21 protein-coding genes and 2 pseudogenes are annotated in these 23,398 nt (G+C 67.8%); 16 read left to right on the top strand and 7 right to left on the bottom strand.

Annotated elements, in window-relative coordinates; genetic code table 11:
• Nucleotides 1-123: 123 nt before the first annotated feature.
• Both fadD4 and BST40_RS11735 read left to right on the top strand, forming a co-directional pair.
• Nucleotides 124-1,653, top strand: a complete 1,530-nt coding sequence (fadD4, locus tag BST40_RS11730) for a fatty-acid--CoA ligase FadD4 (RefSeq protein WP_075546639.1) — start codon at nucleotides 124-126, stop codon at nucleotides 1,651-1,653.
• A 3-nt stretch (nucleotides 1,654-1,656) separates the two neighbouring features.
• On the top strand, nucleotides 1,657-2,610 hold the full coding sequence (locus BST40_RS11735) for an enoyl-CoA hydratase/isomerase family protein (protein WP_075546640.1): 954 nt from the start codon (nucleotides 1,657-1,659) through the stop codon (nucleotides 2,608-2,610).
• Nucleotides 2,611-2,648: 38 nt separating this feature from the next.
• On the opposite strand, the gene BST40_RS11740 is transcribed toward BST40_RS11735, so the two are convergent.
• On the bottom strand, nucleotides 2,649-3,056 hold the full coding sequence (locus tag BST40_RS11740; RefSeq protein WP_083154336.1) for a CD225/dispanin family protein: 408 nt from the start codon (nucleotides 3,054-3,056) through the stop codon (nucleotides 2,649-2,651).
• Between the two features lie 81 nt (nucleotides 3,057-3,137).
• Nucleotides 3,138-4,304: an acyl-CoA dehydrogenase family protein gene (locus tag BST40_RS11745; RefSeq protein ID WP_240316730.1), complete on the bottom strand. Its 1,167-nt coding sequence runs from the start codon at nucleotides 4,302-4,304 to the stop codon at nucleotides 3,138-3,140.
• A gap of 60 nt (nucleotides 4,305-4,364) precedes the next feature.
• Between BST40_RS11745 and BST40_RS11750 the strand changes: the two genes are divergently transcribed.
• The 3 genes from BST40_RS11750 to BST40_RS11760 are packed head-to-tail and all read left to right on the top strand — an operon-like array spanning nucleotide 4,365 to nucleotide 7,872.
• Complete coding sequence (locus tag BST40_RS11750; RefSeq protein WP_075546643.1) at nucleotides 4,365-5,369, top strand: MaoC family dehydratase; 1,005 nt, start codon at nucleotides 4,365-4,367, stop codon at nucleotides 5,367-5,369.
• Between the two features lie 29 nt (nucleotides 5,370-5,398).
• Nucleotides 5,399-6,556 carry a CoA transferase gene (locus tag BST40_RS11755; RefSeq protein ID WP_089025104.1) on the top strand — a complete coding sequence of 386 codons (1,158 nt, stop codon included), beginning with the start codon at nucleotides 5,399-5,401 and terminating at the stop codon, nucleotides 6,554-6,556.
• Nucleotides 6,550-7,872 carry an amidohydrolase family protein gene (locus BST40_RS11760; protein WP_075546645.1) on the top strand — a complete coding sequence of 441 codons (1,323 nt, stop codon included), beginning with the start codon at nucleotides 6,550-6,552 and terminating at the stop codon, nucleotides 7,870-7,872. The genes BST40_RS11755 and BST40_RS11760 overlap by 7 nt, the downstream gene beginning before the upstream one ends.
• A gap of 20 nt (nucleotides 7,873-7,892) precedes the next feature.
• On the opposite strand, the pseudogene BST40_RS11765 reads toward BST40_RS11760, so the two are convergent.
• A pseudogene (locus BST40_RS11765) lies at nucleotides 7,893-8,479 on the bottom strand (alpha/beta hydrolase); the annotation flags it as partial.
• A 230-nt stretch (nucleotides 8,480-8,709) separates the two neighbouring features.
• Between BST40_RS11765 and BST40_RS11770 the strand changes: the two are divergent.
• Genes BST40_RS11770 through BST40_RS11795 form a run of 6 tightly spaced genes read left to right on the top strand, consistent with a single transcriptional unit; the run spans nucleotide 8,710 to nucleotide 14,716 of the window.
• Nucleotides 8,710-9,357 (top strand): class I SAM-dependent methyltransferase, encoded by a 648-nt coding sequence (locus BST40_RS11770; protein ID WP_075546694.1) that lies wholly within the window; start codon nucleotides 8,710-8,712, stop codon nucleotides 9,355-9,357.
• A 26-nt stretch (nucleotides 9,358-9,383) separates the two neighbouring features.
• Nucleotides 9,384-10,646 (top strand): molybdopterin-dependent oxidoreductase, encoded by a 1,263-nt coding sequence (locus tag BST40_RS11775; protein ID WP_075546693.1) that lies wholly within the window; start codon nucleotides 9,384-9,386, stop codon nucleotides 10,644-10,646.
• A 1-nt stretch (nucleotide 10,647) separates the two neighbouring features.
• Nucleotides 10,648-11,187, top strand: a complete 540-nt coding sequence (locus BST40_RS11780; protein ID WP_075546646.1) for a hypothetical protein — start codon at nucleotides 10,648-10,650, stop codon at nucleotides 11,185-11,187.
• 38 nt (nucleotides 11,188-11,225) lie between these two features.
• Nucleotides 11,226-12,428 (top strand): alpha/beta hydrolase, encoded by a 1,203-nt coding sequence (locus BST40_RS11785; protein ID WP_075546647.1) that lies wholly within the window; start codon nucleotides 11,226-11,228, stop codon nucleotides 12,426-12,428.
• 52 nt (nucleotides 12,429-12,480) lie between these two features.
• On the top strand, nucleotides 12,481-13,890 hold the full coding sequence (locus BST40_RS11790) for a WS/DGAT/MGAT family O-acyltransferase (protein ID WP_075546648.1): 1,410 nt from the start codon (nucleotides 12,481-12,483) through the stop codon (nucleotides 13,888-13,890).
• A 43-nt stretch (nucleotides 13,891-13,933) separates the two neighbouring features.
• Nucleotides 13,934-14,716, top strand: a complete 783-nt coding sequence (locus BST40_RS11795) for a crotonase/enoyl-CoA hydratase family protein (protein ID WP_075546695.1) — start codon at nucleotides 13,934-13,936, stop codon at nucleotides 14,714-14,716.
• Nucleotides 14,717-14,786: 70 nt separating this feature from the next.
• Here the strand turns inward: BST40_RS11795 and BST40_RS11800 are convergent, their stop codons facing one another.
• The gene (locus BST40_RS11800; RefSeq protein ID WP_075546649.1) at nucleotides 14,787-15,386 is read right to left on the bottom strand and encodes a TetR/AcrR family transcriptional regulator; all 600 of its coding nucleotides are present in this window, start codon (nucleotides 15,384-15,386) and stop codon (nucleotides 14,787-14,789) included.
• Nucleotides 15,387-15,465: 79 nt separating this feature from the next.
• Between BST40_RS11800 and BST40_RS11805 the strand changes: the two genes are divergently transcribed.
• The 3 genes from BST40_RS11805 to BST40_RS11815 all read left to right on the top strand — a co-directional run bounded on the left by BST40_RS11805 (nucleotide 15,466) and on the right by BST40_RS11815 (nucleotide 17,895).
• Entirely contained in the window at nucleotides 15,466-15,993 is a 528-nt protein-coding gene (locus BST40_RS11805; RefSeq protein ID WP_075546650.1) for a methyltransferase family protein, read from the top strand.
• A gap of 121 nt (nucleotides 15,994-16,114) precedes the next feature.
• Complete coding sequence (locus BST40_RS11810; protein ID WP_075546651.1) at nucleotides 16,115-17,602, top strand: class I adenylate-forming enzyme family protein; 1,488 nt, start codon at nucleotides 16,115-16,117, stop codon at nucleotides 17,600-17,602.
• Nucleotides 17,599-17,895 (top strand): hypothetical protein, encoded by a 297-nt coding sequence (locus BST40_RS11815; protein ID WP_075546652.1) that lies wholly within the window; start codon nucleotides 17,599-17,601, stop codon nucleotides 17,893-17,895. The genes BST40_RS11810 and BST40_RS11815 overlap by 4 nt, the downstream gene beginning before the upstream one ends.
• Before the next feature lie 27 nt (nucleotides 17,896-17,922).
• Here the strand turns inward: BST40_RS11815 and BST40_RS11820 are convergent, their stop codons facing one another.
• Nucleotides 17,923-18,561 (bottom strand): TetR/AcrR family transcriptional regulator, encoded by a 639-nt coding sequence (locus BST40_RS11820; protein ID WP_075546653.1) that lies wholly within the window; start codon nucleotides 18,559-18,561, stop codon nucleotides 17,923-17,925.
• 302 nt (nucleotides 18,562-18,863) lie between these two features.
• On the opposite strand from BST40_RS11820, the gene BST40_RS11825 reads away from it, so the two are divergent.
• On the top strand, nucleotides 18,864-19,685 hold the full coding sequence (locus BST40_RS11825) for a crotonase/enoyl-CoA hydratase family protein (RefSeq protein WP_075546696.1): 822 nt from the start codon (nucleotides 18,864-18,866) through the stop codon (nucleotides 19,683-19,685).
• A 46-nt stretch (nucleotides 19,686-19,731) separates the two neighbouring features.
• On the opposite strand, the gene BST40_RS11830 is transcribed toward BST40_RS11825, so the two are convergent.
• Nucleotides 19,732-21,201, bottom strand: a complete 1,470-nt coding sequence (locus BST40_RS11830; protein WP_075546654.1) for an aldehyde dehydrogenase — start codon at nucleotides 21,199-21,201, stop codon at nucleotides 19,732-19,734.
• Between the two features lie 44 nt (nucleotides 21,202-21,245).
• Nucleotides 21,246-22,043, bottom strand: a complete 798-nt coding sequence (locus BST40_RS11835) for a class I SAM-dependent methyltransferase (RefSeq protein WP_075546655.1) — start codon at nucleotides 22,041-22,043, stop codon at nucleotides 21,246-21,248.
• Nucleotides 22,044-22,232: 189 nt separating this feature from the next.
• Between BST40_RS11835 and BST40_RS11840 the strand changes: the two are divergent.
• Nucleotides 22,233-23,396, top strand: a pseudogene (locus tag BST40_RS11840) (glycosyltransferase family 4 protein).
• Nucleotides 23,397-23,398 lie beyond the last annotated feature (2 nt).

Genomic DNA, 23,398 nt, shown 5'->3' on the forward strand with positions numbered 1-23,398 from the left:
GAGCGGGGAGCACGGGCCAAACAACAACGACCAACCCGGATCCACCTTTACGGGGGTCCCCAACACAGATAAGGGGGATGGGGAACCGGGTCTGCTCTGCGGACACCGCGCCCCTGACTGCCAATGCAGATCCGCCAGCACCTGGGAGATGCGAAAAGCGCCAACAAACCGGCTGTCATCCTGCATCCGTCCGGGACCATCGTGACCTTTGCAGACCTGGAAGCCCGGGCCAATCGACTAGCGCACCGATTCCGTCGGGCGGGGCTGCGGGAAGGCGACGTCGTCGCCATTCTGATGGAGAACAACGAACACATCCACGCGGTCATGTGGGCGGCACGCCGCAGCGGCCTGTACTACGTGCCGGTCAACACCCACCTGGCCCCGGCCGAGGCGGCCTACATCGTCGACAACAGCGGCGCCAAGGCGATCCTCGGGTCCGCGGCGCTTCGCGACACCTGCGCGGGTCTGGCCGGCCATCTTCCCGCAGGCCTGCCGGAGCTGCTGATGATCGCCGACGGCGACCTGGCGGGCTGGGAGCGATACCCGGAATGCGTTGCCGGCCAACCCGGCACACCGATCGACGACGAACGTGAGGGCGACCTGCTGCAGTACTCGTCGGGAACCACTGGCCGGCCCAAGGGAATCAAACGTGAATTACCCCATGTTCCACCGGATCAGGCGCCGGGGATGATGTCGGCGCTGATCGATTACTGGATGGACCGCGATTCGGTCTACCTGAGCCCGGCGCCGCTCTACCATACCGCCCCGTCGGTGTGGTCGATGAGCGCCCAGGCCGGCGGTATCACCACCGTGGTGATGGAGAAGTTCGATCCCGAGTCGGCGCTCGACGCCATTCAGCGCTACCGGGTGACGCACGGCCAGTTCGTACCGGCGATGTTCACCAGAATGCTGAAACTGCCTGATTCGGTGCGTAATTCGTACGACGTGTCCAGCCTGAAGCGGGTGATGCACGCCGCGGCGCCGTGCCCGGTCGAGATCAAGAAGCAGATGATCGACTGGTGGGGACCGATCGTCGACGAGTACTACGCGTCCTCCGAAGCCGTCGGATCCACGCTGATCACCGCCGAGGATTGGCTGGCGCACCCCGGTTCGGTCGGCAAGCCGATGCAGGGCGCGGTTCATATCCTGGGCCCCGACGGCAACGAACTCCCGCCGGGCCAGCCGGGTGAGATCTATTTCGAGGGTGGGTTCTCCTTCGAATACCTCAACGATCCGTCGAAAACCGCTGCGTCGCGCGACAAGCACGGCTGGGTGACGGTGGGCGACATCGGCTATCTCGACGACGAGGGCTACCTGTATCTGACAGACCGGCGCCATCACATGATCATCTCCGGCGGCGTCAACATCTACCCGCAGGAAACCGAAAACGTGTTGGTGACGCACCCGAAAGTGCTCGACGCCGCGGTTTTCGGTGTTCCCGACGGCGAGATGGGACAGCGGGTGATGGCCGCGGTGCAGACCGTCGACCCGGCTGACGCAACCGAGGAATTCGCTGCTGAACTGCTGGCGTGGTTGCGGGATCGCCTGTCGCACTTCAAATGCCCCAAATCCATCGCTTTCGAGGCGAAGTTGCCACGCACCGACACCGGCAAGCTCTACAAGGACGGGCTGATCGAGAAGTATTCGGCCTGACCGATGCTCCGTGTAGTTGACCTGTCGATCCCCGCGGATGAGCGGGACGTGGGTGTGGCGTCGCCACCCGGCGTGATCGTCGCCCACGGCTCGCCTACGGATGAATTCTGGCTGGAAACAGCGACTTTCACGCTGACTGACCAGCCATGTGGCGATCGCCGGGTGGTCACCGTGGCGTCGGTGTCCGAGGCGTTGGCGGACGTGACGCGGCGCTGCCGGCACTGGCCGCAGGCCAGCGCCATGTGCAACGACGTGCTGCGGGCCCTGGATCCCGCCGGTGCGACGCTGGCCGGCGTGGTCACCGAATCACTGGCGTATTCGACCCTGCAGGCCGGACCGGAGTTCGCACGCTGGCTCGACGATCGCGGCCCGGCCGCCGTTCCGGGCACGGCCGACGCGGTGCTCGTGGACCGCGACAAGGACACCCTGCGGATCCGGTTCAACCGGCCACGCCGACACAATGCGTTCTCCACCGATGTGCGCGCCGCGCTGCTGGAGGCGTTGACCGTAGCCCGGCTGGACCCGTCGGTCACCGGAATCGTGTTGAGCGGCAACGGCCCATCGTTTTGCAGTGGTGGCGACCTCGCCGAGTTCGGCGCCTTTGCCGATCCGGTAAGCGCGCACTTTGCCCGCACCCGGCATAGTCCAGCGCTGGTGCTCGACGAACTCAGAGCCAGGCTTGGCCGGGCATGCCGGGCCGAGGTCCACGGGCGGGTGCTGGGCAGCGGGCTGGAGATGGCGGCGTTCTGCGGATGGGTTGTGGCCCGGCCCGATTCGGTGTTCGGGCTGCCCGAACTGAGCCTCGGGCTGATCCCCGGCGCCGGTGGCACCGTCAGCATTACCCGACGGATCGGACGCTGGCGCACGGCATATCTGGTGCTCTCCGGCCGAACCATCGACGCCGCGACCGCCCTGGCCTGGGGCCTGGTGGACGCCATCTCGGCAGCCACCGGTTAGGCGCAAACCCGTTGGCGCACAACGTTGGAACGCCTCGATCAGTAGCCGGAATAGGTGGTGATGGTGGAAGGCATGTTGTGATCGACCGACACCGCCACAGCAATCAGGATCACGTAAATCACCCCGACGATCACACCAATGACCGCCCCGGCGATCGCGCTGATGATGGCCCACTTCTTGGCGTTGGCGGACGCGGCCTGCGCCTCGGCGTAGCGGCCTTGGGCCCACAGCCCGGAGACCTTGGTGGAGTACACGATCGACACGATGCCGAACGGCAGGCAGCACAAGATGGTGGCCAGAATCGCCCAGACGAGGTAGTTGTCCGGCTCGGGTGCGTAACCGGGTTGCGGGGCCGGCCAACCGGGTTGCGGTTGTTGACCCTGCCAGCCCGGCTGCTGGCCCTGCCACTCGGGGGAACCTCCGTACGGCCCTGGCGGATAACTCATGGCTGCCCTCCTTTGGTGCCTACCCTTGGGTTCCCTGGGCGAAGTCAGGCAAATATACAGCACCGGTCGCCGACATATCGGCTAGATGCCGCCCCGGGCCACCAGTTGTCCGGCGATCACATTGCGCTGGATCTCGTTGGTGCCTTCGCCGACGATCATCAGGGGCGCATCGCGAAAATAGCGTTCGACGTCGTATTCGGTTGAGTAGCCGTAGCCGCCGTGAATGCGCACCGCGTTCAACGCGATCTCCATCGCCACCTCGGAGGCGAACAGCTTGGCCATCCCTGCCTCCATGTCGCAGCGCTGGCCGCTGTCGTAGCGCTCGGCGGCGTAGCGGGTCAGTTGGCGTGCCGCGGTGAGTTTGGTTGCCATATCGGCCAGATAGTTGCCGACGGCCTGATGCTTCCAAATCGGCTGACCGAAGCTCTCCCGCTGCTGGGCATAGGCGAGCGCGTCTTCCAGTGCCGCGGTCGCCACCCCCAGGGCGCGGGCCGCCACTTGGATGCGGCCCGTTTCGAGGCCCTTCATCATCTGCGAAAAGCCTTCCCCCATACGGCTTCCCAACACTGCCGACACCGGCACCCGGTAGTCGTCGAAGGACAACTCGCAGGACTCGACGCCCTTGTAGCCCAGCTTGGGCAGGTCCCGCGACACCGTCAGGCCCGGTCCGGGCTGGACCAGCACGATCGAGATCCCCTTATAGCGCGGTAGGGCAGTGGGATCGGTCTTGCACAGCAACGCGATCAGCCCGGAGCGGCGCGCGTTGGTGATCCAGGTCTTGGCGCCGTTGATCCGCAAGCCGCCGGAGCCCTGCGCGGAGCCCTGCGCGGGATCCGGCAGCGCGGTGGTCGACATGTTCTGCAGGTCGGAGCCGCCGCCGGGCTCGGTGAGCGCCATGGTGGCCCGCAGCTCGCCGGTGGCCATCGGCGGCAGATAGGCCGTCTTCTGCTCTTCGGTGCCGAACAGCGTCAGCAGCTTGGCCACGACGGTGTGCCCGCCCATCGCCCCGGCCAGGCTCATCCAGCCCCGGGCCAGCTCCTGGGTGACCTGCACATAGCACGGCATCGACACCGGCGACCCGCCGTACTCTTCGGGGACGGCCAGGCCGAAGATACCGATCCGCTTCATCTGCTCGATCCACGCCTCGGGGTAGGCGTTGGCGTGTTCCACCTCGCGGACGCTCGGTCTCACGTCGCGGTCGATGAAGGCCCGAACGGTGTCGACCAGCATCGCTTCTTCGTGATTCAGCTCATTGCTCACCCGTGCCATATTGACCCTCGCTTTGACCGGCTGCCAGCATGTGGCGTTGTGACATACGCGGACACTCGCCCGGGCGGGCCCTACTTCGACGACCTCTCGCTAGGCCAGACATTCGACTGGGCGCCGGCGATGACGCTGTCGTCGGGGCTGGCCGCGGCCCATCAGGCGATCGTGGGTGACCGGCTGCGGCTGTCCCTGGACGCACAGCTGTGCGCGGCGGTGGTCGGCGCATCCGCACCCCTGGCGCACCCGGGCCTGGTCTGCGACGTGGCGATCGGGCAGTCGACCCTGGTGACGCAGCGGGTCAAAGCCAACCTGTTTTACCGTGGCCTGACGTTTCACCGATTCCCGGTGATCGGCGACACCGTCTACACCCGCACCGAAGTGGTCGGGTTGCGCGCCAATACGGCCAAACCGGGTCGTGCCCCAACCGGACTGGCGGCGCTGCGGATGACGACCGTCGACCAGGCCGATCGGTTGGTGCTCGACTTCTACCGGTGCGCCATGTTGCCGGCCGGCCCGGATTGGCGGCCTGACGGCGCCCCCGACGATGACGTGTCCACCATCGGCGCCGGGGTGACCGGACCGCCCGTCGACCCCACCAGCGGCTGGGACGCCGAGGCGTTCCGCAGTAGGGTGCCCGCTCCGCACTTCGACGACGGCATTGCGGGTTCGGTCCTGCACAGCACCGCCGACCTGGTCAGCAGCGCCCCCGAGCTGGCTCGGCTTACCCTCAATATCGCGGCAACACACCATGATTCGCGGGTCGGCGGGCAACGTCTGGTCTACGGCGGGCACACCATCGGGCTGGCGTTCGCGCAGGCCTGCCGATTGCTGCCGAACCTGGTGACGGTGCTGGGCTGGGAACACTGCGACCACACCGGGCCGGTGCGCGAGGGCGACACCCTCTACAGCGAACTGCACGTCGAGTCCGCCCGGCCCACCGGGAACGGCGGGGTGCTGGGGCTGCGGTCGCTGGTCTACGCCGCCGGCGACGCGGACGAGCCGGACCGGCAGGTGCTGGACTGGCGGTTCACCGCGCTGCAGTTCTGAACCGCCGCGCGCGCATTACGCTCGGCTGGGTGAGCTGCACCCTGGCCAGGTGGGGGAGTAGCGGGCTGGCCTACCTGACCGGTCTGCCCGGCGGGCCGCCCGACTTCTCCCGCGCCAACGTGTTGCGCCGGGCCGAGGCGCTCGCCGCCAATGCGGCCACACTGCTGACCGGGCGGGCCGGGTTGCTGGGACTGACCCGCCGGGGCCGGGTGTCGGCCGGCGGAGCCACCCGGTTGCTCGCGGCCGCCGACGGCTGCCTCGCGATCACGTTGTCGCGCCCCGACGACGTCGCCGCCGTTCCGGCGCTGCTGCAGGTCGATCGGCTGCCCGAAGACCCCTGGCCCGCCATCCAGCGGTGGGCCGCGACGTCGCGCGCGTCCACGATCCTCGAGCGGACCCAGCTCCTCGACATCCCCGCCGCGGGACTCGGTGAGGCAACGGCCGCACCGCCGCGGATTCGTCGCGCCGGGCCGCGCGGCGCTGCGCGCGGACCGGCCGGCCTGCTCGTCGCCGACCTGTCGTCGATGTGGGCCGGTCCGCTCTGCGGGCAGCTGCTGGCCCGAGCGGGCGCGACTGTCGTGAAAATCGAAAGCCCGAGCCGCCGTGACGGCACCCGAGCCGGCGACCGCTCCTTCTTCGACTGGATAAACGGTGAAAAGCTCTCGTACTGCCTCGATTTCGACGAACAGGCTGACGAGCTGCGACAGCTATTGACCGTCGCGGACATCGTGATCGAGGGTTCACGGCCCATTGCGTTGGCGCGACGACGCCTCGGGCCCGACCACATTGCGCCGCGGCCCGGGCGAATCTGGTTGCGCGTCAGCGGCTATGGCGAACAGTCCGGACGGCCGGCCTTCGGTGACGATGCCGCGGTGGCCGGTGGACTCGTCGGATCCGCTGCCGACGGGCCGGTGTTCTGTGGCGACGCCATCGCCGACCCGCTGGCCGGCATCGAGGCAAGCCGGGCGATCACCGAATCGCTGGGGCGCGGCGGCGGCGAACTCATCGACGTATCACTGGCAGCCGTCGCCGCCGGCTACGCCGCACTACCACTGACGGCATCGGCATCGACCTACCCGATTCGGCCACCGTCGCCGCCGCCGCCGTGCGGGGCCGCTGCCGAACTCGGCGCCGACAACGACGCCGTGCGCCGTCTGGTCGATCAAAGACGCGCGCTGCCATGCTGATTCGGCGGGCCACCTTGCTGGACGGGACGAGAGCCGATGTCCGGGTGGACGCCTTGATCGACGAGGTCGGCGACGGCCTGGTCGCGGCGCCGGGTGAACGGGTTCTCGACGCAGCCGGCGGGACGGTGCTGCCCGGCCTGCACGACCACCACGTGCACCTGCGCTCGGCGGCCGCGGCTCTGGATTCGCTACTCGTCGGGCCACCCGCCGTTTGCACCAAAGCGGTTCTGGTACAGGCACTGTCGGAGGCCAGGCCGAGCTCCGACGGGTGGCTCCGCGCGATCGGCTATCACGAATCCGTCGCCGGGCGGTTGGACCGCAACGTGCTCGATGCACTGGTGCCCGATATTCCGGTGCGCATCCAGCATCGCAGTGGTGCCCTGTGGATCCTCAACTCCGCGGCACTGGCCCGCATTGGCCTGGCCGGCCACCCCGATGGTCGGCTGCCCAGCGCCGCTTCCGATTGGCCGGACGGGTTGCCGCGGCGCGAAACCGACCTCGTGCGACTGAGTGACCGGCTCACCTCGATGGGCGTCACCGGAGTCACCGACGCCACCCCGGATCTGGGCGCCGACGACACGGAGTCGCTGCTGACCGCGCATCGCCGCGGCGAATTCCAGCCGCGGGTGCGGTTTTTGGCGCCAGGCAAGAAGATCCTGCACGACGACCGGCTGGATCTGGACGCCCTGACTGCCTGGATCACCGGCTGCCACCACGCCGGCCGCCCGGTGGCCGTGCACTGCGTGACCGCGGCTCAGCTGGTGGTGACCATCGCGGCGCTGCGCGGCGCCGGCAGCCATCCGCTCGATCGGATCGAGCACGCCGCCGTGGTGCCCGACGACAACCTGGCCGACCTGCGCGATCTCGGGGTGACCGTGGTGACTCAGCCCAATTTCGTTGCCGAGCGCGGTGATCAGTACCTTGCCGAGATCCCGGCCGTCGAGCATCATCAGCTCTGGCGAGTCGCGTCGTTCCTGAAAGCGCAAGTGCCGGTGGCATTGTCGACCGATATGCCGTTCGGTCTCGGCGACCCGTGGGCGGCCATGCGCGCCGCGGTGCATCGCGCGACATCCGGCGGGGCGGTGCTCAATCCCGATGAATGCGTTCCGGCGCGAACAGCTTTGACAATGTTTCTGGGTCACCCGGATGAGCCCGGGCGGGTGCGCACGGTTGCGGCGGGGCAACCGGGAGACCTGTGCGTGCTGTCGCAGCCGCCCGCAACGGCGTTGGCTCAGCTGGACGCCGGCCTGGTGACCGCAACCATCATTGGCGGCGAGATCGCCTATACCAGCGGTCCGGATTACCCGCGAGCGTAACGTCGCGGCGAAAATCCAGGATCCCACAACCGATAGCGCGCGTCGGCGGCGGCCGCGGAACTGCGGTCATCGAGCATCGGGTAGGTCAGCAGCTGAAATACCGGCGCGATTTCGCCGCGGTCGCGCGCCAGCAGGGCCAGCGCCGCGGCAAGACCGCCGCCCGCGCTGGCGCCGCCGATAGCGATCCGGCGCGGGTCCACCGCGGGCAGCGCGGCCAGCCAGCGCAGCGCCGAGTAGCAGTCTTCCAACGGCGCGGGGTAGGGGTGCTCGGGTGCCAGCCGGTACTCCACCGAGGCGACGGTGATGCCCAGCGTCCGGGCGAACCGGCGGCACAGCCGGTCATCCTGGGCGGCCTTGCCCAGCACATATCCGCCACCGTGAATCCACAGCAGGGCGGGTGTCGGCTCGGTGACACCGTGCCCCGGTAAAGCCGGACGCCGGCACCCGAGCCCAGCGTGATCACCTCGACATCGCCGGGCGTCGCGCGGCCGGTCAGCGCGATTAGCGCCCGGATTGCCGGCAATGTCCGGGGACCGACCAGTCGTCGTGGTGCGAAGCGGGCGGTTCGGCGCAGATCCGGATGGACGACGTCACCGTTGGCGCGCACCTACCCAGTATGTGCCCGGTCGCGGGCGCACGAGGTGGCGGCGGAGTTTCTGCCAAACGCTGAGTCCTTGCTGACCGTTCGGACACGGCAAGCCGTCGCTCTTGGCGAACTTTGGTGTAGCCGACCGGGGAACCGGGTACTGGTGGAGGTGCTGGCGCATGCGGTTCCTGCCGGCGCGTTTACCGGTCGGTGGAGCCGGCCATGGCCGGGCAGGATGCGAGGAGCGTGGAATGCTGGGGCATCTCTACGATCGGGCGCTCGGCGGCGAGCAATGCTGGATCCGTCATGACGACGGTGAGTTGCGTTTGCTACCGACCCACCGTTGGTTGGGTGGCCGGTCAATCGAGCAGAGCCCCCGCTCCGACGAGGCCTTCGACGAGGCCGTCGCGCAGATGTGCAGCGGGCCGACCATCGAGCTGGGCTGTGGGCCCGGGCGCCTGGTGGCCCGGCTCGTGCAGCGGGGTATCCCAGCGCTGGGCATCGACCGATCCGCGACCGCTATTCGATTAGCCGGCTGCGGCGGCGCCCCGGCCATTCTCGGCGATGTGTTCGAGCCGCTGCCCGGCATGGGCTGCTGGCAGACGGTCCTGCTGGTCGACGGAAATGTCGGCCTCGGCGGGGACCCGCTGCGGATCCTGGGAAGGGCCGCCGAATTGTTGTGCCACGGCGGGTGCTGCGTGGCCGAGTTTGACGCGCAGGCCATCGGTATCGTCGCACGCTGGGTTCGCCTAGAGTCAGCGCGGGAGGTCGGGCCGTGGTTTCGATGGGCATCGGTTGGCGTGGACAGCGCCGCCGCACTGGCCGCGCGGGTGGGTCTCACCCTCACCGGCGTGCGGCTGATCGGCGGGCGGGTGATCGCCACCCTGGCGGCCCGGTAAGCGGTGCCGTCGGCTTTCCCGCCGGCCTGTGGCGCGCCCTGCAGCGTCATCCACCACCGGGTGCTCACCGGCTGAACCGCTTTCGGAGCCCGCTGCGCGGCCCGTGGCTGACCTCGGTGTTCGGACTGGTGCTGTTGGTGACGTTGCCGATCGTGGTCATCACCGGGCTGCTGTCCTATAGCGCCTATGCGCCGCAGTTCGGTCAGGCGATCCCGCGCGACGTCGGGTGGCTGCGGCTGCCCACCTTCGCCTGGCCCACCCATCCGTCGTGGCTGTACCGGCTGACCCAGGGTGTCCACGTGGGGCTGGGTCTGCTGATCATCCCGGTGGTGTTGGCCAAGCTGTGGTCGGTGATCCCGAAACTGTTCGTCTGGCCGCCCGCGCGGTCGATCGCCCAGCTGCTGGAGCGGTTGTCGTTGCTGATGCTGGTCGGCGGGGTGCTGTTCGAGATCGTCACCGGCGTGCTCAACATCCAGTACGACTACATCTTCGGATTCAGCTTCTACACCGGGCACTACTTCGGGGCGTGGGTTTTCATCGCCGGCTTCCTGATGCATATCGCGCTGAAGATTCCGCGCATGATCACCGGGCTGCGGTCGCTGTCGATGCGAGAAGTGCTGCGCACCAACGTGACCGACACCCGGCCCGAACCACCGGATCCCGACGGGCTGGTGGCCGCCGACCCGGCGGAGCCGACAGTGAGCAGGCGCGGCGCCCTGGCCCTGGTGGGCTCCGGTGTGCTGCTAATCGCGGTGCTGACCGTCGGGCAGACCCTCGGCGGGCCGGCGCGCAGCGTGGCACTGCTCTTGCCGCGGGGACGAGGTCGAGATTTCCCGGTCAACAAGACCGCCGTAGCTGCCGGGATCACCCCCGAGAGCGTCGGCGATAACTGGCGCCTGGCGCTGCGCGGCGGTCCGGCGGAGGTGGTACTGGATCGCGCCGCCCTGGCCGGACTGCCGCAGCGCACCGCCAGGCTGCCGATCGCCTGCGTGGAAGGCTGGTCGACCGTGCAGACCTGGACGGGGGTCCGGCTGGCCGACCTGGCCCGAATGGCCGGGGTCCCGGCACCACGCTCGGCGCGAGTGGTATCGCTGCAGCGCGGCGGCGCATTCGGCACGGCGCGCCTGCAGGCCAACCAGATCAACGATCCCGACGCGCTACTTGCACTGCGGGTCAACGGCGACGCCCTACCCCTTGACCACGGCTACCCGGCGCGCATCATCGTTCCCGCGCTACCGGGGGTGCACAACACCAAATGGGTCACCGCCATCGAATTCGAGCCGAGCTGAAATGCTCAGAGCGACAAAGCGGTTTGCCCACTACTACGGCGCTCATCCACTACACCTGCTGACGATGCTGTCCGGCTTCGCGCTGCTCGGCTACCTCCTGGCCACCTTCAAGCCCACCACGCTGTGGAACCCCGGCACCTGGTGGCAGTCGATCGCGGTCTGGCTCGCCGCCGCCGTGATCGCCCACGACCTGCTGCTCTTCCCGCTCTACGCGCTGGCCGACCGCGTCCTGGCGGCCCCTGGGCGCCGGCCGAGCCGCTCTCAGCCAGAAATCCCAGAGATCAGCGCGCACAACCACATTCGCATCCCGGCGCTGGGAGCCGGGCTGACCCTGCTGATCTTTTTGCCCGGCATCATCGAACAGGGCGCACCGACCTACCTGGCGGCGACCGGACAGACTCAGCAGCCGTTTCTGGGCAGATGGCTGCTGCTGACCGCGGCGATGTTCGCCGTCAGCGCCGTCGTTTACGCTGCCCGGCGCGCCGTTGGGCAGCGCAAACGACGGCAGCCCACAGCGCCGCAGCGAACCACCGCAATGTGATCGTGGTTAGCGCGAACCCTGCGGGGTACGCTCCCTCCATGACGGCGAGCGGCCCGACAATGATGTCCCAGGTCAAGTGGTTGCTGCGGGCCCGTCCGGGCGACTATCTGCTGGCATTGAGCGTCGCCGGAGCTTCGCTCCCGGTGGTCGGCAAGCACCTCGAGCCGCTGGGCAGTGTCACCGCAATGAGCGTCTGGGGTGCCCGGCATGCACCGGAATTCGTGTCCACCAGGGCCAAGGACTGGCTCACCCCGGGAACCAGCGGCCTGCGCCGTCGCGACCGCGCCAGCACGAACGAGGTTTCGGCCGCGGCGCTGCGCGGCATCGTGGCGGCCGCCGACCTGGACCTCGAATGGCCGGCGCCGCAGCGCACCCCGCCGGTCTGCGAAGTCCTGCGGCACCGCCGCTACCTGCACCGCCGTGGCGTCCATTACGGCGACAGCCCGGCGCAGTTGCTCGACGTGTGGCGCCGCAAAGAGCTGCCCACCCATCCCGCGCCGGTGCTGCTGTTCGTCCCGGGCGGCGCCTGGATACACGGCAGCCGCACCATTCAGGGGTATGCGCTGCTGTCGCGGATGGCCGAGCAGGGCTGGGTGTGCCTGTCGATCGACTACCGGGTCGCACCGCACCACCGCTGGCCGCGCCACATCCAAGACGTCAAGGCCGCCATCGCCTGGGCGCGGGCCAACGTCGACAAATTCGGCGGCGACCGGGACTTCATCGCGATAGCCGGCTGCTCGGCCGGCGGCCACCTGTCCGCATTGGCCGGGCTCACCGCCAACGACCCCGGCTACCAGGGCGAGTTACCGGAGGGCTCCGACACCTCCGTCGACGCCGCGGTCGGGATCTACGGTCGCTACGACTGGCAGGACCGCTCCACCCCGGAGCGGGTGCGGTTCGTCGACTTCTTGGAGCGGGTCGTGGTCAAACGCAGGATCGCCCGCCACCCGCACGTATACCGGGATGCCTCGCCGATAGCCCGGGTGCACACCAATGCGCCGCCGTTCCTGGTCATTCACGGCAGCCGCGACGGGGTCATCCCGGTGGCGCAGGCACGCAGCTTCGTCGAGCGGCTACGTGCGGCGTCGCGGTCGCTGGTGGCCTACGTGGAGTTGCCCGGCGCCGGCCACGGCTTCGACCTGCTCGACGGCGCTCGCACCGGCCCGACCACCCACGCGATCTCGCTGTTCCTCAACCACGTTCACCGCACCCGGAATCAGTTCGCAAAAGAGGTCATCTAGGCACCGGCCGATTGCGCCGGTTGTAAAGTCGCGCTATGACCAGGGGGCTGCGGTGAAACGGCTCAGCGGCTGGGACGCGGTACTGCTCTACAGCGAGACACCGAATGTGCACATGCACACCATCAAGGTCGCGGTGATCGAGCTGGACCCGGACAGCCGCCAGTTCGGTATCGACGCGTTTCGCGAGGTCATCGGCGGGCGCATGGGCAAGCTGGAGCCGTTGGGCTATCAACTTATCGACGTCCCGCTCAAGTTCCACCATCCGATGTGGCGTGAGCACTGCGAGGTTGATCTCAACTACCACATCCGGCCCTGGAGGCTGCCGGCGCCGGGCGGCCGGCGCGAACTGGACGAGGCGATCGGCCAGATCGCCAGCACCGCGCTGGACCGCAAATACCCGCTGTGGGAGATGTATTTCGTTGAGGGCCTTGCCAATCACCGGGTGGCGGTGGTCGCCAAGATTCACCACGCGCTGGCCGACGGCGTCGCGTCGGCCAACCTGATGGCACGCGGCATGGATCTGCTGCCGGGGCCGGAAGGCAACCCGTACGTGTCGGACCCGGCCCCCGGCAAGGCGGAACTGATGACTTCGGCGTTCGTCGACCACCTGCGCCACCTGGGGCGGGTCCCCGCGACAATGCGCTACACCGCGCAGGGTCTGGCCCGGGTGCGGCGCAGCGCGCGCAAGCTCTCTCCCGAATTGACCCGGCCGTTCACCCCGCCGCCGACCTTCATGAACCACAAGATCACCCCGGAGCGCAGGTTTGCCACCGCCACCCTGGCGCTGGTCGACGTGAAGGAGACGGGGAAAAAGCTCGGGGCGACCATCAACGACATGGTGCTGGCCATGTCCACCGGAGCGCTGCGCAGCCTGCTGCTGCGCTACGACGGCACGGCCGAACCGTTGCTGGCCTCCGTACCGGTGAGCTATGACTTCTCACCGGAGCGGATCTCGGGCAACCACTTCAGCGGCATGCTGGTGGCGCTGCCGACCGACTGCGACGACCCGCTGGAACGGGTGCAGGGCTGTCGCGAGAACGCGTTGTCCGCCAAGGAAAGTCACCAGCTGCTGGGACCGGAACTGATCAGCCGCTGGGCGGCCTACTTTCCACCGGCCGGGGCCGAGGCGATGTTTCGGTGGATGTCCGGCCGTGACGGGCAGAACAAGATCCTCAACCTGAACATCTCGAACGTTCCCGGGCCGCGGGAACGCGGCCGGGTGGGCGGTGCACAGGTGACCGAGATCTATTCGGTGGGGCCGCTGACCGCGGGTAGCGGCCTGAACATCACCGTGTGGAGCTATGTCGACCAGCTCAACATCTCGGTGCTCACCGACGGCGCCACGCTCAAAGATCCGCACGAGGTCACCGAGGCCATGATCGCCGATTTCATCGAGATACGAAGGGCCGCTGGCCTTTCCGAACAGTTGACGGTCGTCGAGCTGGCGCTCGCGCAGGCGTGATCGGCCACCGCATGATCTACATCAGAAGGAGTTGCGAACCACTGTGAGCGAAGAAGCCGGCACCACCGAACCCGAAGTCCTTGTCGAACAGCGCGATCGGATCCTGATCATCACGATCAACCGGCCCAAGGCCAAAAACGCGGTCAACGCCGCGGTCAGCCGGGGCCTGGCCGACGCGATGGATCGCCTCGATTCCGATGCCGGTCTTTCGGTGGGCATCCTGACCGGCGCGGGCGGTTCGTTCTGCGCCGGAATGGATCTCAAGGCCTTCGCTCGCGGCGAGAACGTGGTCGTCGAAGGCCGCGGCCTGGGCTTCACCGAACGTCCACCCGCCAAGCCGCTCATCGCGGCGGTGGAAGGCTACGCGTTGGCCGGCGGCACCGAGTTGGCATTGGCCACCGATCTGATTGTGGCAGCCCGGGATTCGGCATTCGGCATTCCGGAGGTCAAACGTGGCCTGGTCGCCGGCGGTGGGGGACTGCTGCGGCTGCCAGAGCGCATTCCGTACGCGATCGCCATGGAGCTGGCGCTCACCGGTGACAACCTGCCCGCCGAACGCGCCCACGAGCTGGGTCTGGTCAACATCCTGGCCGAGCCGGGCAAGGCGCTCGAGGCAGCTATTGCGCTGGCCGAAAAGATCACCGCCAACGGGCCGCTGGCGGTGGCCGCCACCAAGCGAATCATCACCGAATCACGTGGCTGGAGCCTGGAAAACCGGTTCGCCGAGCAGCTGAAAATCTTCGGTCCGGTGTTCATGTCCAACGACGCCAGGGAAGGCGCGATCGCGTTCGCCGAGAAGCGACCGCCGCGCTGGACCGGCACGTGAGGCCGCGAGCAGACGTAAAATCGCCCGACACGCTCGGCGTGTCGGGCGATTTTGCGTCTGCTCGCGGTAGTTACGGGGCCTCAGCGGTCAGGTAGCGTTGCACGGTCGGTCCCAGCCAGGCGACCAGTTCGTCGATGCCGCTCGACGCGATCGGTTCGATCTTCAGCTGGTAGCGCGCGAACGCCAACCCCGCCAGATGACTGGCCACCAGTTCGGCCCGTAACTGCGCATCGGCGACTCCGAACTCGGCCGTGAGCCGTTCGGCGATCGGGCCGGCGAGGCTGTCGTGCAAGATCTTTCGCGCCTGCGGCTGGATCGCGGCCGAACGCCACAGCGTCAGCAGCGGCTCGAACTTCGCACCTTCGTCCCAGTGCTCCAGGAAACGGCGCACCAGCCGCGGCCCAATCTCATCGATCCCCTCGTCCAGCAGCGTGGCCAGCTGATGCAGCGGGTGCTCGGGACCGGTCAGCGCCGACGCGGTGAACAGCCCCTCCTTGCTGTCGAAGAAGTAATAGACCATCGCGACGTCCACGCCGGCGTCGCCGGCGATCGCCCGGACGGTGGCCCGCTCATAGCCGTCGCGCATGAAACGTTCGCGGGCGGCAGCAATGATGCGCTGCTTGTTCTGTTGGCCGGTGCGCCACCGGCCGCTGCGCCGGGCTTCTGTCATGCCGCAAGCATACTTCAACACCCGTTGATGATCGTGAGCTCGCGGCGTACGCTCATTCTTGAACGGAGGTTGAAGTATCATGACGACGACGCGCGACAGAAGACTCTGGTGGCGGCACCTGATCTCGTTCCTGATCGCTCCGGTGACCATGACCCTGGTGATACCGGCGCTGATCATGGTCACAACGGGGGTACGGGCGCCGGATCTCCATTCGCCGGTGGCAGCGGGGCTGGCCACGGTCGGTGTCCTGTTGATCGCCGTCGGCATCGGACTGTTGATCTGGACGGTGGCGCTGTTCGACCGGGTGGGCCACGGCACCCTCGGGGTGGGCAGCACGCTCGGGGAACCGGTAAAGCTGGTGGTGCGGGGCCCGTATCGACATGTGCGCAACCCGATGATCAGCGGCGTGCTGTGCATCCTGCTCGGTGAGGCGGCGCTGACCGCGTCGGGCTGGTTGCTGCTGTGGTTTGCCACCTTCTGGGCGGTCCAGCTGGTCACCATCCGATTCTGGGAAGAGCCGCATCTGCGACAGCGCTACGGCGCCGAATACGTCGAGTACCGCCGCAACGTTCCCGGTTGGATTCCGCGAATCTCGGCCTGGCGCTAGGCCTTTCACAAGCCCGCGACCTGGTTTGCGTGGTCGCTGCCGGTGTCCTGGAACCCCGACATTCATGGGTTACACTGAAAGCTAGATGTGTAAAGGTCGGGGGATCGGAGAAGGGTCACCGATGAGCGTTTCGCTGCTTCTCGAGATGGCGGCGTCGAGCAACCCTGACCGCACGGCCGTCGTCTCGGGAGACCTGCGGCTGACGACTCAGCAGCTCAGCGATCTCGCCGACGGCGGCGCCGGGGTACTGGCGGCGTCGAACGCCCGGCATGTGGTGTACATCGGCACCGGCGGGGCGATGCTGCCGCTGCTGATCTTCGCCGCGGCCCGCGCCGGGCTGCCCTTCACCCCGATCAACTATCGGCTTTCCGCCGACGGCATCCAGGCGCTGATCCGCCGGCTGCCCGAACCCCTGGTGATCGCCGACGACCGCTATCGGGGGATGCTCGACGATGCGCCGTCGATGAGTGCGGACGAATTCCGGGCGCTGGCCGGCAGCGCCGATCCGGTCTCGGAATTTCCGGACCCCGACGCGGTGGCGATCGTGCTGTTCACCTCGGGCACCACGTCGCAGCCCAAAGCCGTCGAACTCACCCACAACAACCTCACCAGCTACGTCACCGGAACGGTCGAATTCGACTCGGCCGACAGCGGCGACGCCGCGCTGATCTGTGTGCCGCCCTATCACATCGCCGGGGTCGGGGCGGCGCTGTCAAACCTGTACGCTGGCCGAAAGATGGTGTATCTGACCGACTTTGACGCGCACGAATGGGTGCGGCTGGCCAACGCGGAGCAGGTCACCACCGCCACTGTGGTGCCGACCATGCTGGACCGTATCGTCTCGGTGCTGGCGACCGGCGACCACAAGCTGCCCACGCTGCGCAACCTGGCCTACGGCGGCTCGAGGGTGGGCCTGCCGCTGGTCCGCCGTGCCCTGGAACTGCTGCCGGATGTCGGCTTCGTCAACGCCTACGGCCTGACCGAGACCAGCTCGACGATCGCGGTCCTGACCCCCGATGACCACCGCACCGCGCTGTCGGCATCGGACGACGCGCTCGCCCGGCGGTTGGGATCGGTCGGCCGGCCGGTGCCCGGCATCGAGGTGCAGATCCGCGGCGAGGACGGCACCGTCGTGGGGCCCGGCGAAAGCGGCGAGCTGTTTGTCCGCGGCGAGCAGGTGTCCGGACGCTACACCGGAATCGGTTCGGTGCTCGACGACAACGGCTGGTTTCCGACCAAGGACATCGCCATGGTCGACGACGACGGTTACCTGTTCATCGGCGGGCGCAGCGACGACACCATTATCCGCGGCGGTGAGAACATCGCACCCGCCGAACTAGAGGAGGTGCTGATCGAGCACCCGCAGGTGCGTGACGTCGCGGTGGTCGGTGTCGACGACCCGCACTGGGGCCAAGCCATCGTCGCGGTGGTGGTGCCGTCCGCCGGCGCCGACCCGGACCCGCAGGAATTGCGCGACCATGTGCGTAGCAGTTTGCGCGGGTCACGCACCCCGGACCGGGTAGTGTTTCGCGACGAGTTGCCAACCACCGCCACCGGCAAGGTACTTCGCCGGCAGATCATCGAAGAACTAGCAGGAACGGCATCATGATCAAGAACGGAACCCGTCTCGCCAGCCAGGTGTGTGACACCCAGGTCATTGTCGTCAGAACCGCGGATAGCCTCGACGATTTGCGCTGCGGAGGCGTCCCGATGGTGGCGATCGGCGCCGAGCGGTCTGGCCAGCTCGACCCGGCGTTCGCCGACGGCTCGGTGCTGGGCAAACGCTATGTCGACGACAACGGCGCCGAGGTGCTGGTGACCAAGCCGGGCGCCGGAAGCCTGAGCATCGGCGACACCAAGTTGGCACTCAAAGAGGTCAAGCCGCTGCCGGCCAGCGACTGACCGCCGGTCCAGCCGTCGGCGCCACGGTTAATCACCCGGGCCGGCGTGATTGACGGCAGTACCACTACTACGAACGAATTCCCTTGAGGCAACCAGGAATTGGAGCTGGTCGCCAACCGTGCGCAACGGCTCGGTGGTACGCGTCGAGCGGCACAGCATGATGGCCCCCTCCAGCGCGGCCACCGACGTCACCGCCAGCGACGCCGCGTCCGACTCGCCGAAACCGTCGGTGATAAACGCTCGAGTCAATGCGCTACACCAGCCGTTCAGGATCGCGCCGGCCTCCGTGGACAGCTCGAGTCCATCGTCGGCCGAGCCCAACGCGGCCGCAGCCACGGGACAGCCCGCGGTGAAGTCGCCCTCGGTGAGCAGATGTTGCCAATAATCGACGAACTTGCGCAGCAGCACCCGGGCGCCGCGGTCGGCGGCATCGTCGATCACGGCGGTGATCGAATCCCCGGCGTAGCGAAGCGCCTCGGTCAGTATCTGGTTTCGCCCGTCGGGAAAGTGGTGGTAGACCGAGCCGCGTGGGGCGCCGCTGCGGGCGAGCACCGAGTCGATGGTTACGCCGGCCGCGCCACGTTCGCGCAGCACCTGCGCGGCGGTGACCAGCATCTTGTCCCGGGTGCCGCCGCGCTTCTTCGCGGCCGTGCCGGTCGGTGTCATGCGGCGTGTGAGTGCCGGTGTGCCGGCCAGTGCAGCTGGCGTGGGTTGAACCGAAGCGTTCGTCGGCGTCTATCGGGCAGTTCGCGGGTGAATCGGAAGCCGGCGATGTTGAGCTCGATGATCCACATGGTTACTCCCGGTGGAAGGTATTGCCTCATGTACCGGGTCACCGGCCACGATTATGCACCAAAGCATAATACGTCTGCGCCTGTGGGGGAAGAGCCGTCATCGAACTGCTATGCATCACGCCGAACATATTATGCTCTATTGCATAATGCCGTTTCGTGGAGTTCACTGAGCCGATGACCACTGCATCCCAGCCATCCCTGCCCGACCTCGCCACCGTGTCCCTCGAGCGGGACGGCTGCGACGGCCATGTCCTGCTGATCGGCCTGAACCGGCCGCACAAACGCAATGCCTTCGACCGGGCGATGCTCGCCGACCTGTCCCGGGCATACGGGCTGCTGGAATCCGATGACTCGCTACGGGCCGGGGTGTTGTTCGCCCACGGCGACCACTTCACCGCCGGTCTTGATCTGGTCGACGTCGGTCCCGGCATCGCGAGCGGGGAACTGGAGTTCCCCGAGGGGGGACGCGATCCCTGGCGGCTGGACGGCGACTGGACCACACCGCTGGTCGCCGTCGTACACGGCTGGTGCATGACGTTGGGCATCGAACTGCTGCTGGCTGCCGACATCCGCGTTGCCGCCGCCGGGACCCGGTTCACCCAGCTCGAGGTGCAGCGCGGGATCTACCCCTTCGGCGGAGCGACTATCCGGCTGCCGCGCGAGGCCGGGTGGGGCAATGCCATGCGCTGGCTGCTCACCGGCGAGGAATTCGACGCGGCCGAGGCGCACCGAATCGGGCTGGTCCAGGAGGTGGCCGAGGACGCCGCGGCGGCATTGGCCAGGGCGAGAGAGATCGCGCACACCATCGCCGACCGCGCCGCGCCGCTGGGGGTGCGGACCACGCTGGCGTCGGCGCACCTGGCCCGCCGGCACGGCGAGGCGGCGGCCATCGAACGGCTGCGCCCCGACGTCGCGGCCCTATTCGCCACCGCCGACGCCGCCGAGGGCGTCCAGTCGTTCATCGAACGACGGCAGGCCCGCTTTCAGGGACGGTAGTCGGCCGAGTCGCGAATTTCGGGGCGGTTGCGGGTGCTCGCCCTGGTTACTCGACGGTGTAGCCCATCGGCATCAGCACGCTCTTCTGCTGGGTGAAGTGCTCGACACCTTCCGGCCCGTTTTCGCGGCCGATTCCGGAGTTCTTGTAGCCGCCGAAGGGGCAGCAGGGATCGAAGGCGTACCAGTTGATTCCGTAGGTGCCGGTGCGGATCCTTTCGGAGATCTCAATGCCGTGCGGGATATTGGAGGTCCAGACGCTGCCGGCCAGCCCGTACACCGAGTCGTTGGCGATCTTGATCGCCTCCTCTTCGGTGTCGTAGGGGATGATCGACAGCACCGGCCCGAAGATCTCCTCCTGAGCGATCGTCATTTTGTTGTCGACGTCGGCGAAAACTGTTGGCTGCACGAAGAATCCGTTGTCCAGGCCTTCGGGGCGGCCACCGCCGCACACCAGCCGCGCGCCCTCCTCGATGCCCTTGGTGATGTATCCCTCCACCCGGGCGCGCTGTTTCTCCGAGATCAGCGGCCCCACTTGCACCGCCGGGTTCGACGGCGGCCCCACCGGCAGTGCCTGCACGAAAGTGCTTACCGCATCCACGATTTCGTCATACCGGGAACGCGGCGCCAGAATCCGCGTCTGGTTCACACAGCCCTGCCCGGCGTTCATCACGCCGGAGAACACCATCATCGGGACGGCGCTGGCCAGATCGACGTCTTCGAGCATGATGGCCGCCGACTTGCCGCCCAGCTCCAGCGTGCATGGCTTGAGCAGTTCGGCGGCGCGCTTGCCCACCTCCTTGCCGACCGCCGAGCTGCCGGTGAAGGTGAACATATCGACGTCGGGGTTGGAGGTCAGCGCCTGGCCGGTCTCGATACCGCCGGGCACCACCGACAGCACCCCTTCAGGCAGACCGGCCTCGGCCAGCAACTCGGCCAAAGCATTTGCCGTCAAAGGGGTTTCGGCGGCCGGCTTGAGCACTACGGTGCAGCCGGCGAGCAGCGCGGGGCCCAGCTTGTTGATGGCCAGGAACAGCGGCACATTCCACGCGACGATCGCGCCCACCACACCGACGGGCTCGCGATGGACGATGGTCTGGCCGTAGGAGCCGCTGCGGATCTCCCGCCACTTGACCTGGTCGACGGCCTGAGTGGCGAAAAAATTCAGCGCCCCCATCGAACCCATCCAGTGCATCGTCTCGATGATCGTCGGCGGCTGACCGGTCTCGTCGGCGAGCAGTTTGGTGAATAGGCCTTTGCGTTCTTCCAGCAGCTTGGCCGCGGCGGCCAGCACCGCCGCCCGCTCCTTTGGTGGGGTCGCGGGCCACGGTCCGTTGTCGAATGCCGCTCGCGCCGCGGCAACCGCGGCGTCGACGTCGGCGCCGGCCGCCAGCGGCACCTTGCCGACGTACTCGCCGGTGGCCGGGCAGTGCACTTCAATGACTTCGGAGGTCGACGGTTGCGTCCACTTGCCGCCGATGAAGAGTTTGTCGTATTCGGTCGTGTGGCTGTCGCTCATGGCGCCACCCTACCCAAGCCGACCCGAAACGAGAACACGTTCCATTATCGCGGCTGCAGGACCAGCACCAGGTTGCTCACCAAGAACTCCCGGAGCAGCGGCACCGAGGTCAGCCACCACGCCCATCGCGGGTGGTAGCGGGGAAATGCGGCAACCGCGGCACCGGTGCTGGCGGCCCACTTCAGACCATCGGCCACCGAGACCGCAAACAACGACGACCCGTAGTTGTTTTTCGCCGGATGGCCGTGTTTTCGGGCATAGCGCGCGGCGGCGCGGGCACCGCCGAGGTAATGGGTCAGACCCATCTCGTGTCCGCCGAACGGGCCGAGCCAGACGGTATAAGAGAGCACGACCAACCCGCCCGGCCTGGTCACCCGCAGCATCTCGGCGCCGAGCTGCCATGGCCGCGGCACATGTTCGGCGACATTGGAAGACAGGCAGATGTCCACCGAGTCGTCGGCGAATGGCAGAGCCATGCCCGAGGCCCGCACGAAAACGCCCGGCCCGTCGACCTTTGCGGGGCCCGCGGCGTGCATTTCGCCAGGGTCCGGTTCGACCCCGATGTAACGGACTCCGGCATCGGCGAACGCCGCGGCGAAGTATCCGGGACCACCGCCCACATCGAGCAGTGTGCGATCGGTCGGCGGCTCCCCGTGGCCGGCCAGCCAGAGATCACCGACCATCGTCGCGGTGTCGGCTGCCAGGGCGTCGTAGAAGCGTGCCGGGTCGGACTGCTCATAACGGAACTGTGACAGTAACCGCAGTGAGCGGGCCAGCGTCGCCCGGCGCGCTACGACATCGGTGACAGGGGAGGCGACGGCCACCGGCCACACCCTACGCATTCGCGCCCCGGTGCTGCATGATGCGCCAGGGGCTAGTCAAGTCCGCACGAGTGTGCATCTGTGGCTTTCGGTGTGTGCACCCGGCGACCGGCAGGCCGTGGAGTCGCCCTAAGCGCACATCCAAAGCCGCCAGCGCACACTGGGCGCCGCGCGGCGGCGCGCATCGTCGCCAGGTTAGGCTGGCGATTGATGTCTGGACTGCGCTCGGTGTTGCTGCTGTGCTGGCGCGATACCGGGCATCCCCAGGGTGGTGGCAGCGAGACCTATTTGCAGCGCATCGGCGCGCAGCTGGTCGCATCCGGTATCGAGGTCACCTTACGCACCGCCCGCTATCCGGGGGCCCCACGACACGACGTCATCGACGGAGTGCGGATCAGCCGCGCCGGTGGCCGCTATTCCGTCTACGTGTGGGCGCTGGTAGCGCTGGCACTGGCGCGGTTGCGGTTGGGGCCGCTGCGCCGGGTGCGGCCGGACGTGGTCATCGACACCCAGAACGGTCTGCCATTTCTTGCCCGGCTCTTGTATGGGCGTCGCACGGTGGTGCTGGTCCACCACTGCCATCGCGAGCAGTGGCCGGTGGCAGGTCCGGTGCTCGGTCGGCTGGGCTGGTTCGTCGAGTCGACGGTGTCGCCACGGCTCAACCGGCACAACCAGTACGTGACGGTGTCGTTGCCGTCGGCGCGTGATCTGGTCGCCCTGGGTGTGGATAACGGGCGGATCGCGGTGGTCCGCAACGGACTCGACGAGGCGCCGGCGCAGACGTTGTCCGTTCCGCGCGCGGCCACCCCGCGGGTGGTGGTGCTGTCGCGGCTGGTACCGCACAAGCGGATCGAGGATGCGCTGGAAGCCGTGGCGGAGCTACGGCGACGAAACCCGGGAATACCGGGTCTGCACCTCGACGTGGTCGGTGGCGGCTGGTGGCGCCAGCGACTCGTCGACCACGTGAATCGGCTCGGCATTTCCGACGCGGTGACCTTCCATGGTCACGTCGACGACCTCACCAAACACCATGTGCTGCAGAGCTCTTGGGTACACCTGCTGCCGTCGCGCAAGTAGGGGTGGGGTCTGGCGGTGGTCGAGGCGGCCCAGCACAGCGTGCCCACGGTTGGGTATCGATCCTCCGGCGGTCTGTCCGACTCGATCATCGACGGGGTGACCGGCATCCTGGTCGACAGCCACCGCGAACTGGTGGACCGACTCGAACAACTGCTCTCCGAGCCGATATTGCGCGACCAACTCGGCGCCAAGGCGCAAGTGCGTAGCGGCGAATTCTCTTGGCAACAAAGCGCCGAAGCCATGCGCACGGTGCTCGAAACGGTGCTGGTGGGAGACCGCCTCAGCGGCGTGGTGTAAAC

The organism is Mycobacterium persicum, assembly GCF_002086675.1.
Taxonomy (GTDB): Bacteria; Actinomycetota; Actinomycetes; order Mycobacteriales; family Mycobacteriaceae; genus Mycobacterium; species Mycobacterium persicum.

Bases quoted from the DNA above. Each gene is read 5' to 3' on its own strand.
- BST40_RS11780 (WP_075546646.1), top strand. From the start codon at position 10,648: ATGCTCAGAGCGACAAAGCGGTTTGCCCACTACTACGGCGCTCATCCA.
- BST40_RS11805 (WP_075546650.1), top strand. From the start codon at position 15,466: ATGACGACGACGCGCGACAGAAGACTCTGGTGGCGGCACCTGATCTCG.
- BST40_RS11740 (WP_083154336.1), bottom strand. From the start codon at position 3,056: ATGAGTTATCCGCCAGGGCCGTACGGAGGTTCCCCCGAGTGGCAGGGC.
- BST40_RS11770 (WP_075546694.1), top strand. From the start codon at position 8,710: ATGCTGGGGCATCTCTACGATCGGGCGCTCGGCGGCGAGCAATGCTGG.
- BST40_RS11735 (WP_075546640.1), top strand. From the start codon at position 1,657: ATGCTCCGTGTAGTTGACCTGTCGATCCCCGCGGATGAGCGGGACGTG.
- BST40_RS11810 (WP_075546651.1), top strand. From the start codon at position 16,115: ATGAGCGTTTCGCTGCTTCTCGAGATGGCGGCGTCGAGCAACCCTGAC.
- BST40_RS11785 (WP_075546647.1), top strand. From the start codon at position 11,226: ATGACGGCGAGCGGCCCGACAATGATGTCCCAGGTCAAGTGGTTGCTG.
- BST40_RS11830 (WP_075546654.1), bottom strand. From the start codon at position 21,201: ATGAGCGACAGCCACACGACCGAATACGACAAACTCTTCATCGGCGGC.
- BST40_RS11835 (WP_075546655.1), bottom strand. From the start codon at position 22,043: ATGCGTAGGGTGTGGCCGGTGGCCGTCGCCTCCCCTGTCACCGATGTC.
- BST40_RS11825 (WP_075546696.1), top strand. From the start codon at position 18,864: ATGACCACTGCATCCCAGCCATCCCTGCCCGACCTCGCCACCGTGTCC.
- BST40_RS11820 (WP_075546653.1), bottom strand. From the start codon at position 18,561: ATGACACCGACCGGCACGGCCGCGAAGAAGCGCGGCGGCACCCGGGAC.
- BST40_RS11800 (WP_075546649.1), bottom strand. From the start codon at position 15,386: ATGACAGAAGCCCGGCGCAGCGGCCGGTGGCGCACCGGCCAACAGAAC.
- fadD4 (WP_075546639.1), top strand. From the start codon at position 124: ATGCAGATCCGCCAGCACCTGGGAGATGCGAAAAGCGCCAACAAACCG.
- BST40_RS11760 (WP_075546645.1), top strand. From the start codon at position 6,550: ATGCTGATTCGGCGGGCCACCTTGCTGGACGGGACGAGAGCCGATGTC.
- BST40_RS11815 (WP_075546652.1), top strand. From the start codon at position 17,599: ATGATCAAGAACGGAACCCGTCTCGCCAGCCAGGTGTGTGACACCCAG.